This window comes from Hoyosella levis (genome assembly GCF_026008515.1).
In the GTDB taxonomy this organism is placed as follows: Bacteria; Actinomycetota; Actinomycetes; order Mycobacteriales; family Mycobacteriaceae; genus Lolliginicoccus; species Lolliginicoccus levis.
Genome location: NZ_BQYM01000008.1, coordinates 55103 through 68704 on the forward strand (window position 1 = coordinate 55103; position 13602 = coordinate 68704).

Genomic DNA, 13602 nt, shown 5'->3' on the forward strand with positions numbered 1-13602 from the left:
GGCCGTGCGCTGGCATGGCATGGCCGCGCTGGCATGGCATGGCCGAGCTGGCATGGCAGCCAAAAGCACGGGATACTGTCAATCGCGATAGATCGCGCGGTGGGATTTTCGCGGCTTCTATCGCGTTTGCTCGCGGCCGAGCTAGGACGCCTCGCGGCTGAGCTAGGACGCCCCGCGGCTGGATTAGGACGCTCGCGGCCGAGCTAGGGCGCCCCGCGGCCCCGCGCGGGAATCGCCGCGAGAAAGGCCTCCACCGCGCCGCGATACTCCTCCGGTGCCTCGTCGTGGATGAGATGCGCGGTGCCAGGGACCTTCTGGTAGTCCGTCCATGCCGCACGAGGGACGCCCGCCATCTCGTTCATCTGCCCCGGGATGGTGAGGGTGTGCTCCCCCTCGAGCAGCAGAGCCGGGCAGCGAACGCCCCGCCACTGCTGCCAGTAGTCACGGGTGCCCCAGTGGCCGGCTATGGCGCGCCACGTATCGATGCGGCCGTGCAGGCGCCAGCCCGTGGCCGTCCGGTCGAACGAGTCGAGGAAGTAGCGGCCCGCCACTGGTCCGAACATGTCGAGCACCTCGTTCTCGTCGGTGAACTCGGCCGGCCAGGATGCGAACCAGGCGTCCCACGGCTGGGTGGTGCGGCCCCGGTAGTCCGGGCACATGTCCTCGACCACGATGGCTCGGACGGCATCGGGATGGGCGGCAGCGGTGCACCAGGCGTGGAGCCCGCCCATGGAATGACCGATGAGGATGGCCGGTTCTTCCCAGCCCGCCAGGATGGCGGCGATGTCCTCGACGAAGGCCTCCGTGACAATGCCGGCGCCATCTTCGCTCCCCGCGCCGCTGATGCCACGGTGGTGCGGGGCGTCGTAGGTGTGCACCCGGCCGTAGCGGCGCAGCCAGGGCACGCATGGCTGCCAGGTACGGCCTCGTCCCATCAGCCCATGCAGGAGGAGGATCGGGCCACCGTCGCCACCGTGATCGACCAACACGCGGAGTGACTCTACGCGAGTACGATCACGGCATGCCTGTAGTGAAGATCAATGCCATCGATGTGCCCGAGGGTGCTGGAGCCGAGCTCGAGAAGCGCTTCGCCGCGCGCGCGGGGACCGTGGAGGACTCGCCCGGGTTCCTGGGGTTCCAGCTGCTTCGGCCGGTGAAGGGCGAATCGCGCTACTTCGTGGTCACCCAGTGGGAGTCGGACGAGGCTTTCGACGCCTGGGCCTCGGGGCCTGCCCGTGCCGCGCACGCTGGCGGGGAGGGCAAGCGGCCCGTGGCGTCGGGGGCATCGCTGCTCGAGTTCGAGGTTGTCCTTGATGTGACCCCGAAGGGTGCCGCGGGCTAGCCGCAGGCCGTCGCTCGACGCCTCCGCGAACTAGGCAAAAGCACGAAAGACCGTCAAACGCGATAGATGCCGTCCTGGGTTCCCGGCGGCATCTATCGCGTTTGCGGCTATGGTTCCTCACGGCTTGTCGCGACCACGGCTCGCCGCGGAGGCGACAGGTGCCTCAGAGCAGCGAAGCCTCGAGGCTGATCTCGACACCGGCGAGGGCCTTGCTCACGGGGCAGCCTTCCTTGGCCGCGTTGGCGGCTTCCTGGAACGCTGCCGCGTCAATGCCCTCGACCTCGCCGCGGACGGTGAGCTTGCTCGTGGTGATGCGGAGTCCACCGTCGCCATCGGGGGCGACCGTGACATCGGCGCGCACCTCGAGGTTCTGGGGGTTTCCCCCGGCCTGGGCGATCTGCCCCGACAGTGCCATCGAGTAGCAGGATGAGTGCGCTGCCGCGATCAGCTCCTCCGGGCTAGTGGTCCCATCGGCCTCGTCCGCCGTCCTCTTGGGAAACGAGACGTCGAACCGGCCGATGCCCGAGCTGGTGAGTTCCACGGTGCCGCCGCCCTCCTGGAGGGTGCCGTTCCAAGCGGTGCGTGCCGAACGTGTTGGCATTGTGGTCCTTTCCGTTGATGATTGGCCCCATCTTTCCGGGCCCGTACCCAGTCTTCCCCAATGTGCCCAGGCTGCAAGTATTTCCGGGGCTTTCTTCTAGACTTCGTGGCGTGAATCGTGTGCCCCGCTCGCTTGCTGCCCTCGCCCTCGCTGGCTCCCTCATCGCGGGCGCTGGCCCTGCGCTGGCGGATTCCCCTGCGCTGGCGGGCTTTCCTGCCGCCGGCGCGCTGCCGGGTTCATCGGCAGGCACGTCATCCCCAGGCGCGCCATCTGGGCCATGCGCCTCGCATGCGGATGATGCGCGCCTCGCGGAGCTGTCCGATCCGGCGCGCATCACGGGCAGCACCACCCTGGAGCGGCTGGAGGACGCGGCGGCACGGCATTCGCGCGTTACTGCCCTGCTCGAGTCACAGGGCGACCGCCGGGGGCTGTTCTCGGTGGGCCTCGACGCGGTCGAGCAGCACGCGGTGCTGCCGATGCAGCGCGACAGGGAGCAGTTCGTCGATCCGCAATGGGCGAACGAGCTGAGCCTGGATCTGCTCGAGCGGTATCTCGCTAATCTTCACGCACGACTGACCGGCGGCGTGCTGGAGCCGCAGTGGGAGCGGTTCTTCGATCTCGCGGAGGATTGCTCCGCCTCCCCCGCGCAGGCTGCGATGGCTGGCTACAACGCGCACTTGACGGTGGATCTCGCGCGGGCGGTCTCGGCGGCCGGGACCCGGGATGCGCATGTGCCGGACTTCTTCCGCATCGTTGATGCGATCGCGCTGCGGGGCGACTTGATCATTGATCGCACGCGTGCTGCGTACGGGGCCGATCTGGGCCCGTTGTGGCGCGGCTATGTGGTGGGCCCGGCGCTCGATTCGCTCGTGGGCGAGGGCGTGGGCACGACGGCGCTGTTGAGGTTCGCCGACGTGGGATACAACTCGCTGACCCTGGCGCACGGCCTCGCGCTGCAGGAGCCCATGCTGGCTGGGGATGCGGAACGGCGAATCGCGGGCCTGTGGTCAATGGCCGACGATGTGCTGGCTGGGCTGCGCCTGGCTGGAGGGCTGTAGGCGCCCACCAATGGGCAGCCGGCTAGTCCGGTCCGAACGCCAGGGGCGGGGCACCTTCCGGTGCCCCGCCCCTGTTCGTTCTTGCTACTCGGAGTCTTCGCTGGAGTTCTCGCCGGTGGCGGCAAGAGCCTCAGCGGGTTCCTCGCTGTCCTCCGCGGTGACGGTCTGCTTGCCGGTGAAGGTGAAGGTGGCGTTCTCGCCGATTCCCTTGCCGTCCCAGCCGTCGACGTCCACCACGATCGTCTGGCCGGACTCGATCTCTCCGAACAGGATCTTCTCGGAGAGCTGGTCCTCGATCTCGCGCTGGATGGTGCGGCGCAGCGGCCGCGCGCCGAGCACGGGATCGAACCCGCGCTTGGCGAGCAGGGCCTTGGCCTGGTCGCTCATCTCGATGGCCATGCCCTTGTGCCGGAGCTGGGTGGCCACGCGGTTGGTCATCAGGTCCACCATCATGATGATCTGGTCCTGCGTGAGCTGGTGGAACACGATCACGTCGTCGATGCGGTTGAGGAACTCCGGCCGGAAGTGCTTCTTGAGCTCGTCGTTGACCTTGAGCTTCATCCGCTCGTAGTTGGACGCTTCGCCCGAGCCCGCTGTGAAGCCCAGGCCGACGGCCTTGGAGATGTCAGCGGTGCCGAGGTTGGAGGTGAAGATCAGCACGGTGTTCTTGAAGTCGACCGTGCGGCCCTGGCCGTCGGTCAGGCGACCGTCCTCGAGGACCTGCAGGAGGGTGTTGTAGATCTCCTGGTGGGCCTTCTCGATCTCGTCGAACAGGACCACGCTGAACGGCTTGCGCCGCACCTTCTCGGTGAGCTGGCCGCCTTCCTCGTAGCCAACGTAGCCGGGAGGGGCACCGAAGAGCCGCGAGGCAGTGAAGCGGTCATGGAACTCGCCCATGTCGATCTGGATGAGGGCGTCATCGTCACCGAACAGGAAGTTGGCGAGCGCCTTGGACAGCTCGGTCTTGCCGACGCCGGAGGGCCCGGCGAAGATGAACGAGCCCGAGGGGCGACGTGGGTCCTTCAGGCCTGCACGGGTGCGACGGATCGCCTTGGAGACCGCATTGACAGCATCCTCCTGGCCGATAATGCGCTTGTGCAGCTCGTCCTCCATGCGCAGCAGCCGGGACGTCTCCTCCTCGGTGAGCTTGAAGACGGGGATGCCGGTCCAATTGGACAGCACTTCCGCGATCTGCTCCTCGTCGACGGTAGCGACCACATCGAGGTCGCCGGAGCGCCACTGCTTCTCGCGCTCGGCGCGCTGCGCGACGAGCTGCTTCTCCTTGTCGCGCAGGCTCGCGGCCTTCTCGAAGTCCTGCGCGTCGATGGCGGATTCCTTCTCGCGCCGCGCATCGGCGATGCGCTCGTCGAACTCGCGCAGGTCTGGTGGCGCGGTCATGCGGCGGATGCGCATCCGGGCACCGGCCTCATCGATCAGGTCGATGGCCTTGTCGGGCAGGAACCGATCGTTGATGTAGCGATCCGCGAGGGTCGCTGCAGCGACGAGGGCGCTGTCGGAGATCGAGACCCGGTGGTGGGCCTCGTAGCGATCGCGCAGGCCCTTGAGGATCTCGATGGTGTGCTCCACCGACGGCTCGCCGACCTGCACGGGCTGGAAGCGACGCTCGAGCGCGGCATCCTTCTCGATGTACTTGCGATACTCGTCGAGCGTGGTGGCGCCGATGGTCTGCAGCTCGCCGCGCGCCAGCTTGGGCTTGAGGATCGAGGCAGCGTCGATAGCGCCCTCGGCCGCGCCGGCACCCACGAGGGTATGCAGCTCGTCGATGAACAGGATGATGTCACCGCGAGTGTTGATCTCCTTGAGCACCTTCTTCAGGCGCTCCTCGAAGTCACCGCGGTAGCGGCTGCCCGCGACCAGGGAGCCGAGGTCAAGCGTGTAGAGCTGCTTGTCCTTGAGAGTCTCGGGCACCTCGCCATTGACGATGGACTGGGCGAGGCCCTCGACGACGGCGGTCTTGCCCACGCCGGGCTCGCCGATGAGTACCGGGTTGTTCTTGGTGCGGCGGGAGAGCACCTGCATGACCCGCTCGATCTCCTTCTGGCGACCGATCACGGGGTCGAGCTTGCCCTCCATCGCGGCCTGCGTGAGGTTGCGGCCAAACTGATCGAGGACCAGCGAGGTCGAGGGGGTCCCAGCCTCTCCTCGGCCCACGCCAGCTTCCGCCGGCTCCTTCCCCTGGTAGCCCGAGAGCAACTGGATGACCTGCTGGCGGACCCGGTTGAGGTCAGCGCCTAGCTTGACGAGCACCTGCGCGGCGACCCCTTCGCCCTCGCGGATCAGCCCAAGCAGGATGTGCTCGGTGCCAATGTAGTTGTGGCCAAGCTGCAGCGCCTCGCGGAGGCTGAGCTCGAGCACCTTCTTCGCGCGGGGCGTGAATGGGATGTGGCCGGAGGGGGCCTGCTGGCCCTGGCCGATGATCTCCTCGACCTGGTTGCGCACGGCCTCGAGCGAGATACCGAGCGATTCCAGGGACTTGGCAGCGACTCCCTCGCCCTCGTGGATGAGGCCGAGCAGGATGTGCTCGGTGCCAATGTAGTTGTGGTTGAGCATCCTGGCTTCTTCCTGTGCCAGAACGACAACGCGCCGTGCGCGATCGGTGAACCTCTCGAACATCGCTCTCCCTCACACTCCTCGTTAGGCCCGGACGCTGGCGCGCGATGGCGAGCGCCTCCGCATGCCGTCGCTGATCCCGGCATTCCGGTCCTTGCCGCGCATCACCACTCTAGTTGCTGAGAGCGAACCGCGACGTCGCACCATGCTTATCCTTGTCGGCCGGCACCACCAGCGTGGCGCTCGACCGTGGGCCCGGCCATGCTGGCCAGATCCCCGGTATGACGTCTCGACCTAGGTCTTTCCACCATACGTACCAGAACAACGCCTCGGCGACCCAGATCGTTTCCCGCGCCGCTACGCCTACAGAGAACACGTGCGCGCCGGTGCAATACCGCGCTGAGGGGAGGCCGCGCTGGCGGGAGGCCGCGCCGCGCTACAAGGCGGCGCGAGCCACTGCGGATCACCGCAGTGGCTCGCGCCGAGGTCAAGAATTATCACCGGGAATCGTGGGCTCGGCCCACCACCCCTCAGTTGGCCTTGTTGTATGCCTCTGTCACTTCCGCGGAAATACGACCGCGGGCGGAGACCTTGTACCCGTTCTTCCTCGCCCATTCGCGGATCACGGCGCTCTGCTCGCGGTCCAGCGAGGCGCGGCCCTTCGCTGTTCCACCACCTGCAGCACGGCGGGTCTTCCGGCCCGCGACACGGCGGGAATGCGCAACCCACTTTTCCATCTGCTCGCGCAGTTTCACGGCGTTATCCGACGAGAGGTCGATCTCGTAGGTCACGCCATCGAGCCCGAACTCAACAGTCTCGTCGGCCGGTGCTTCCTGATCGAGATCGTCGATCAGGGTGACGGTTACTTTCTGCGCCATTGCTATTTGCCTCTCTCATCATCAGTTGCACGCTCCATGCCCCGCGAACCATGATGCCCGGGGACCCTGAGCAAAACAATAAGCATGCCCACCGCCGATGATAGAACTAATTAGCTGCTTTTTCCAAGCGGACGCACAATCGGGAACAAGATGGTTTCACGGATTCCCAGCCCAGTGAGCGCCATAAGCAAGCGGTCGATTCCCATGCCAGTGCCCGTCGTTGGTGGCATGCCATGCTCCATCGCGGCAAGGAAATCCTCATCGAGAACCATGGCCTCGTCGTCACCAGCAGCAGCAAGGCGTGCCTGGTCAACGAATCGCTCGCGCTGGATGACCGGGTCGACGAGCTCCGAGTAGCCAGTGGCAAGCTCGAATCCCCGCACGTAGAGATCCCACTTCTCGGTAACCCCTGGCTTGGTCCGGTGCTGGCGCGTCAACGGGGAGGTCTCGACCGGGAAGTCGCGCACGAACGTCGGAGCATGGAGATGATCACCGATAAGGTGCTCCCACAATTCCTCCACTAGCTTGCCGTGGCCATATCCCTTGCCCTCCGGGACCTCGAAGCCGACGCGCTGCGCGATGGCAAGCAAGTCCTCCACCGTGGTGTCTGGCGTCACGTCCTCGCCAAGGATTTCGGATAGCGAAGGATACATTTCCATCACTGTCCACTCGCCGTCGATATCATAGACCGACCCATCGGCAAGGATGATCTGACGCGTACCAAATGCAGCGTCCGCGACTTCCTGGATGACTTCACGTATCATCCGCGCCGAATCATCGTAGGTTCCGTATGCCTCATACGTCTCGAGCATCGCGAACTCGGGCGAATGCGACGAGTCCGCTCCTTCGTTGCGGAAGTTCCTGTTGATCTCGAAAACCCTGTCGATACCGCCAACCACGCAGCGCTTCAGAAACAGCTCGGGAGCGATCCGGAGGTACAAGTCCATGTCGAGCGCGTTCGAATGCGTAACAAATGGGCGTGCCGCGGCACCGCCATGCAATGTCTGCAACATCGGTGTCTCTACCTCAAGGAAACCCCGGCGCTCGAGCGCGTTGCGCAGCTCGCGCACCACGGCCATCCGCTTGCGCGCCATGTCCCGCGCTTCCGGGCGCACGATCAGGTCCACGTAGCGCTGCCGGATTCGTGATTCCTCGTTCAGTTCCTTGAATGTCACTGGCAACGGGCGCAATGCCTTTGATGCCATCTGCCACCCGCTGGCCATCACGCTCAGCTCGCCGCGGCGGGAACTGATGACCTCGCCAGTGACCTGGACGATATCGCCGAGATCCACATCCGACTTCCACTGGCCCAGCGCGTCCGCACCGATCTCGGCGAGGCTGAGCATCGCCTGCAGCTGGGTGCCATCCCCTTCCTGCAGGACCCCGAAGCACAGCTTGCCGGTGTTGCGGATGAACATCACCCGGCCCACGACGCTCACGTGCTCGCCCGTGGACTCGCCCGCCGCGATGTCGCCGTGCTTCTCGCGGACCTCTCGCAGGGAATGCGTGCGCTCCACCGAGACCGGATAGGCCTCGCCTCCGGACTCGATGAGCCGGTCGCGCTTCTCGCGCCGAATGCGGAGCTGCTCGAACTCGTCGCTCGCCGCGCTCGCCGCTGCGCTCGTCGTGGACTGGGAAGGATCGGACACTGGACTCACCGTCGCCTGGTTGTCGGAATCTCGGGCAGCACTCACGACAGACCAGAATAGTGGCTCAGTGCCCAACGTCCCGCATCGCGGATCAGTGCGCGGCCATCACCGCAGCATCACGATGATGCCCGACACCGCCGAGGATCGCGCGCAGCGGCTCCACCGGGCCTTCCTCCGCAAGGCCGGCAAAGCCATCGACGAGCACGCGGGCACGCGTGATGCCACGGCGCCGGAGCTCGGAAACGATGGGCTGCGCGGCCATCCCGTCCGCGCTGGCGATGATCCATTCGATGTCGGTGCTCGTAGCCTCGCGGAACCGCACAGCGCTGCGGGGATCAACGCGATGGGCCACCTTGTCCGGGTCGATCGCGATCGCCCCGAGCAACGGGCCCTGCGCGATGCGCTCCTGCTGCGTGCGGATATCAATGACGCGCGCTCCCCGCGCGACCGCGGTCGGCAAGTCGCTGGGGAAGAGGGCGGTGGCTGCGAGATCGTCGAGCGGGGCCCGGTGCCGCGCCACGGCATGCACCGCGACGGCGGGGCCACCGGCCACGGGCCGAGTGCCCCGCATCGTGCCGCTCGCGAATGATGCTTGCTCGCCACTGCCAGCCCGGCGCGTGATCCGCCCCTCCCCGTTCCAGCGCTCGATATCGAGCTCGCCGGTGAGGACCGTGATCGCTGCGGCACCCAGCCCGGTCGGCCGGTGCCATCGGGTAGTGGGCTCCTGCTCCACGAGCCACACCTCGATATGGTCATCGCGGTGCAGCAGCCAGCGCTGGCGGCCTGGCACGACCTCGTGCGCAAGGAACTGGGCGGTGCCATCGAGCACCCGCGCGGCGTGCTCATCGGCAGTGGCGAGCAGGACCGGCGCGGAGGGCACGCGCGCGGGCGCCGCTGCGGCAGCAGGAAGGGATGTAGCGGTGGCGATCATGGGGGAAATCTCCAGGGGAATGTCGGCAGAACAGTGCGGCGGTCTCAGAGGGCGCGACAGTTCTGCGGACAGCAGGCATCGACGCGCCAGGAACGGCACGCCACATGCTTGGAGATCCACATGCCTATCAGTGTTGCACAGGCACAGCAGGATCGGTAGCCGATAAGGGCATGGATCACAGGTTGCTCAGCGCGCGGCACGCTGGGCATGCACCGCGGATGCGCGCGGGTTGTGGGCCACCGCGGGGCGATGTGGCCGTCGCTGGGCCGCTAGGTGGCGCTCGAACACCAGGCGCAGGCCCGTCAATGTCAGTTCGGGCTCGTGGCGCAGCACCGTCTCGCACTCGTCGAGCACCAGGGTGGCGAGGCCGCCCGTCGCGATCACGGTCGCGTCCTGCAGGCGCGCTTCGCGCTGCACGCGCCGCACCAGGCCATCCACCTGGCCAGCGAACCCGAAAACGACCCCGGCCTGCAAGCACTCGACGGTGTTCTTGCCGATGACCGACCGTGGCCGCACCATCTCGACCTTGCGCAGCGCCGCGGCCTGGCTGGCGAGCGCATCCACCGAGATCTCGATTCCTGGGGCTATCGCGCCACCAAGGAGCTCCCCGCTGGCCGAGACGACATCCACGCTGGTGGAGGTGCCGAAATCGACGACGATGCACGCGCTGCGGCAGGCATGGTAGGCGGCGAGCGCGTTGACCACCCGATCAGCGCCCACTTCCTTGGGATTGTCGACGAGCAGCGGCACGCCGGTCTTCACGCCGGGCTCCACGAGCACGTGGGGCACGTTCGGCCAGTATCGTTCGAGCATGACGCGCAGCTGGCGCAGCAGCGACGGGACCGTGGAGAGCCCCGAGACCCCGGTGACGCTCGCTGCGAGAGGCCCGAGCAGGCCACGCACCATGAGAGCGAGCTCATCGGCAGTGGTCCGCGGGTCTGTGCGCACGCGCCAATCAGCGACGAGGCGCGATTCCTCGCCAGCGCCCTCGAAAAGGCCGAGAACGATATTGGTGTTCCCGACATCTACGGCGAGCAGCATGGTCAGGCAGCGTTCGGCGCGGCGGGCTGCGCGGGCGAGCGGGGCGACTTGAGCCCGGAGCCCTCGGGAGCGTGGGCGGGGTCCACGCCCAGCTCGATCTGCGCGTTGGCCTCGTCGACGAACACGATGCGCGGCTCGTAGGCCCGCGCCTCGGCATCCTCCATGACTCCATAGGAAATGAGGATGACCAGGTCACCGGGATGGACGAGGTGCGCTGCCGCCCCGTTGATACCGATCACGCCGGACCCGCGCTCGCCCGAGATCACATACGTCTCGAGGCGGGCGCCGTTGTTGATGTCGACAATGGTCACCTTCTCGCCCTCGATGAGGTCGGCGGCGTCGAGCAGGTCGGCGTCAACGGTGACCGAACCTACGTAGTGCAGGTCGGCCTGGGTGACGGTCGCTCGATGGATCTTGGATTTCAGCATGGTGCGGAACATGACGGGGTTCTCCGTTCAGTGGTGGTCGGATTGCGGTTCGGGCGAGCCCGTCCGAGGACCCGGTGCCACGACCAGGCCAACGTTGTCGATCAATCGGGTCTCCCCGACCCGGGCGGCGATGAGCAGTCGTGCCTCCCCGCCTTCCGGCTCCAGCGGCTCGAGCTGCGGGCCGCGCAGCTCCAGGTAGTCGAGCGTGATGGACGGCGCATGGGCCAGTACCGCATGAGCGGCGGCGAGCACTGCCTCCGGCCCGTGGTCCCCAGCGTGAGCGCCAGCGACCAGCGCGGCCGAGAGCACGGTGGCGTCGTGGCGCTGCTCCTCGGTCAGGTAGCGGTTGCGGGAGCTCATCGCCAGCCCATCAGCTTCCCGCACCGTGGGCACGCCCACGATCCGCGTGCCGAGATCGAGGTCGGCGACCATCTGCCGGATCAGCGCGAGCTGCTGGTAGTCCTTCTCCCCGAAAAAGGCGGCATGGGGGCGCGCGATGAGCAGGAGCTTCGCCACGACTGTCAGCATTCCCGCGAAATGCCCGGGGCGGCTCGCGCCCTCGAGCTCGTCCCCGATCGATCCGGGATGGACCATGGTGCGCCGGCCCTGCGGATACATCTCGCGCGCGGACGGCGCGAAGACGATCTCCACGCCGGCCTCGCGCAGCAGCTCCACGTCAGCGTCGAGGGTTCGCGGGTACTTGTCGAGATCCTCGCCCTCGCCGAACTGCAGCGGATTGACGAAGATCGAGACGATCACCACGCTGTTGGGCGTGCGGCGGGCCATCTTGACCAGCTCGATATGGCCCGCGTGCAGCGCTCCCATGGTGGGCACGAGCACGACCTGCCGGCCCGTGCGGCGCAAGGCCGAGGAGATCCGCGCGACCGTAGCGGGATCCTGATGGACCCGCAGATCGCCCGGTGCGAACAATGTCGTGTTGCCACTCATTGGCCCTGCCTCCCGTCGAGAACGTCGAACATCGGCACGCCCGCGCCGGATTGCTGGGCGGTGCGTCGCGCGAGCGCCCGGTATCCGTTCGCGATTTCGGGGTCCACCTCGCCCAGCGCATCGAGGTGCCGGGCAACCGTGGCGGAGTCGCCGCGAGCCACTGGCCCGGTCAGCGCGGACTGACCGCGCCGCAGCACGTTGTCCAGCGCGGCGGAGAGCAAGGGTGCCACCATTCGCTGGGCCGTCGCGCGCCGCTCCAGGCCGGGCACGTCACCGAGGGCTGCTTCAAGAGCGGCCACCGCGTCAACGACCAGGGTCACCAGGTGGTTCGCGCCATGGGCGAGCGCCGCGTGATAGAGGGCGCGGTCCTGCTCGGGAATGGGAACGGGCTCTGCTCCGATCTCCAGGACAAGCGCCTGCGCGACCGCGGAACCGGTCGCATCGGCAGCAGTGACCCCGAAGCAGGCGCTGCGCAGCCGCTCGGTGTCCTCGGCGGAGCCCAGGAAGGTCATGGCCGGATGCAGTGCCAGCGCGAGCGCCCCCGCTTCGACGAGCGGCTCGAGGACGGAGATCCCGTAGGTGCCGGAGGTGTGGGCGACGATCGTGCCCGGTCGCACCGCGCCGCAGGCAGCGAGACCACGGGCCAGGCCGGGCAGCTCGGTATCGGGGACGGCAAGGACAAGCAGCTCGGATCGCTCGGCCACCTCGGGCGGCGGCAGGATCGCGGCATCGGGCAGCCGTGTGGTCGCGCGACCGACCGACGCATCGGACACCGCGGAGCAGGCTACGACGGGGTGCCCAGCGGCCGCGAGGGCCTCGCCGAGCGCAGTACCAACCCGGCCAGCGGAAATGACCCCGACCGCTAGGCGCGCGGGCATGGGGTCGCGAGTGAGCTCGTGTGAGGTCACCTTTGTCCTCTCGTTCGTTCCAGTCCTGCGCTGCAGGTACCAGACGTGTGCGTCAAGGATAGGCTCGTTGACCTCGGATCCTGAAGGCCTAGGGCAGGTGAGGTTTGTCACCCATGCCCAGGCTACTCGGCGCGCGCCGTCGCCCGATCCGCCCCGATGTCATCCTCGAGCTCGGCATCGACGACCTCCTCGGGCGCTCCAGCGACGGCGATCGGGGAATCGCCCGCGGGGCCTATCTCGCGGACCTCTATCTGCTCCACGGTGCTGCGGGTAGCCAGGGCGTACTCCACATGCCCACGCATCGAGGCCATCTCGTGGCGAAGCGCGGCAAGCTGCTCGGCGGTCTCGGTCCGCGAGCGTGTATCGAGCTCGCGGCGCAGCCTCGCCTCGACAGTCAGCTCGTGGCGGCGACGGCTCGTGATCTCCCGCGAGAGCTGCATCTCGTACACCAGGCGCATGTCACGGATGCGAGCACGCTCTGCTTCGGTCTCCTTGCGGTACTTGACCACCGCCACCACGCCGATGATGGCCGCCCACAGCGCGATGACAAACCCGATGCGCAGTGCTTCGACGCTAGTGCTGAGCATCAGGAAGACACTGGCCGCCGCGGAGAGCACCACGACGAGGGCGAGCAGCGAGCTGCCGCGGCGCCGATGCCTGGCGCGGCGGGCATGTGGCGAATCCTGCTGGGGTCCTGCGTGTTCCGGCATGCCCCAGAAAATACCGGTGTGCCTGCCCCCGCCGCGGCAACTGGCTCGGCGAGCCTCAGGAAGCCGGGCCCCGGCGGTCGTCGTCCTCGGGATCGTCGGGCGCGCGGCAGGCCCGCTCGAGCCACAGGGCTGCCGCGGCGAGCAGTAGCCCGCCGAGCGTGCCGACGATGGTGGCGGGGAAGTCCTCGGTCGCCGCCCTGATCGTACCGACATCCGGGAGCAGCACGAGCAGCAGGCCCGCCCATGCTCCTGCGAACGCCGCGCCGATCAGCGACGACGCCTTGGCGAGCGCCACGATCCGCGCGATGGTCACGGGTTGCCACTGGTTCGGGCCAAGCCCGACACGATGCTCCGTGATGCTCCGGGCGATGCGCACGGCAAGCACTGCCTCCATGATCGCGACCGGGTACAGGGAGCCGCCGATGTACCAGCGCAGCGGTGGCAGCGCGCCGGGAAAACCCCGGGCCAGCAGCCAGGCCGCGATGAGCGCGGTGACCGCGAGCGCGGCAAGATCAGAGATCCGCGTGGCGCGCATGG

Annotated in this window: 14 protein-coding genes; 2 read left to right on the forward strand and 12 right to left on the reverse strand. The window is 67.5% G+C overall.

Features of this window, described 5'->3' with window-relative positions:
- Positions 1–203: 203 nt before the first annotated feature.
- Positions 204–989, reverse strand: a complete 786-nt coding sequence (locus tag QC765_RS10090) for an alpha/beta fold hydrolase (protein WP_278314310.1) — start codon at positions 987–989, stop codon at positions 204–206.
- Positions 990–1021: 32 nt separating this feature from the next.
- Between QC765_RS10090 and QC765_RS10095 the strand changes: the two genes are divergently transcribed.
- Positions 1022–1342 carry an antibiotic biosynthesis monooxygenase family protein gene (locus tag QC765_RS10095; RefSeq protein ID WP_278314311.1) on the forward strand — a complete coding sequence of 107 codons (321 nt, stop codon included), beginning with the start codon at positions 1022–1024 and terminating at the stop codon, positions 1340–1342.
- A gap of 163 nt (positions 1343–1505) precedes the next feature.
- Here QC765_RS10095 and QC765_RS10100 read toward each other — a convergent pair whose 3' ends face one another.
- Positions 1506–1943, reverse strand: coding sequence for an OsmC family peroxiredoxin (locus QC765_RS10100; protein WP_278314312.1), 438 nt, complete (start codon positions 1941–1943; stop codon positions 1506–1508).
- Between the two features lie 110 nt (positions 1944–2053).
- Between QC765_RS10100 and QC765_RS10105 the strand changes: the two genes are divergently transcribed.
- A complete protein-coding gene (locus QC765_RS10105) occupies positions 2054–3001 on the forward strand; it encodes a DUF5995 family protein (RefSeq protein WP_278314313.1) in 948 nt (315 codons plus the stop codon).
- Between the two features lie 84 nt (positions 3002–3085).
- Here QC765_RS10105 and QC765_RS10110 read toward each other — a convergent pair whose 3' ends face one another.
- The 10 genes from QC765_RS10110 to QC765_RS10155 all read right to left on the reverse strand — a co-directional run bounded on the left by QC765_RS10110 (position 3086) and on the right by QC765_RS10155 (position 13600).
- Positions 3086–5635: an ATP-dependent Clp protease ATP-binding subunit gene (locus QC765_RS10110; protein WP_278314314.1), complete on the reverse strand. Its 2550-nt coding sequence runs from the start codon at positions 5633–5635 to the stop codon at positions 3086–3088.
- Positions 5636–6102: 467 nt separating this feature from the next.
- Positions 6103–6450: a histone-like nucleoid-structuring protein Lsr2 gene (locus QC765_RS10115; protein WP_278314315.1), complete on the reverse strand. Its 348-nt coding sequence runs from the start codon at positions 6448–6450 to the stop codon at positions 6103–6105.
- A 110-nt stretch (positions 6451–6560) separates the two neighbouring features.
- Positions 6561–8099 (reverse strand): lysine--tRNA ligase, encoded by a 1539-nt coding sequence (gene lysS / locus QC765_RS10120; RefSeq protein WP_278314458.1) that lies wholly within the window; start codon positions 8097–8099, stop codon positions 6561–6563.
- A gap of 91 nt (positions 8100–8190) precedes the next feature.
- A complete protein-coding gene (locus tag QC765_RS10125; protein ID WP_278314316.1) occupies positions 8191–9030 on the reverse strand; it encodes a rhodanese-like domain-containing protein in 840 nt (279 codons plus the stop codon).
- A gap of 186 nt (positions 9031–9216) precedes the next feature.
- A complete protein-coding gene (locus QC765_RS10130) occupies positions 9217–10071 on the reverse strand; it encodes a type III pantothenate kinase (protein WP_278314317.1) in 855 nt (284 codons plus the stop codon).
- Positions 10072–10073: 2 nt separating this feature from the next.
- Positions 10074–10511 carry an aspartate 1-decarboxylase gene (gene panD, locus QC765_RS10135; RefSeq protein WP_278314318.1) on the reverse strand — a complete coding sequence of 146 codons (438 nt, stop codon included), beginning with the start codon at positions 10509–10511 and terminating at the stop codon, positions 10074–10076.
- Positions 10512–10526: 15 nt separating this feature from the next.
- Positions 10527–11447 (reverse strand): pantoate--beta-alanine ligase, encoded by a 921-nt coding sequence (gene panC / locus QC765_RS10140; protein ID WP_278314319.1) that lies wholly within the window; start codon positions 11445–11447, stop codon positions 10527–10529.
- Positions 11444–12355 (reverse strand): Rossmann-like and DUF2520 domain-containing protein, encoded by a 912-nt coding sequence (locus tag QC765_RS10145; RefSeq protein WP_373876727.1) that lies wholly within the window; start codon positions 12353–12355, stop codon positions 11444–11446. The genes panC and QC765_RS10145 overlap by 4 nt, the downstream gene beginning before the upstream one ends.
- A gap of 122 nt (positions 12356–12477) precedes the next feature.
- A complete protein-coding gene (locus tag QC765_RS10150; RefSeq protein ID WP_278314320.1) occupies positions 12478–13065 on the reverse strand; it encodes a DUF6779 domain-containing protein in 588 nt (195 codons plus the stop codon).
- Positions 13066–13120: 55 nt separating this feature from the next.
- On the reverse strand, positions 13121–13600 hold the full coding sequence (locus QC765_RS10155; RefSeq protein ID WP_278314321.1) for a DUF3180 domain-containing protein: 480 nt from the start codon (positions 13598–13600) through the stop codon (positions 13121–13123).
- Between the last annotated feature and the right edge of the window lie 2 nt (positions 13601–13602).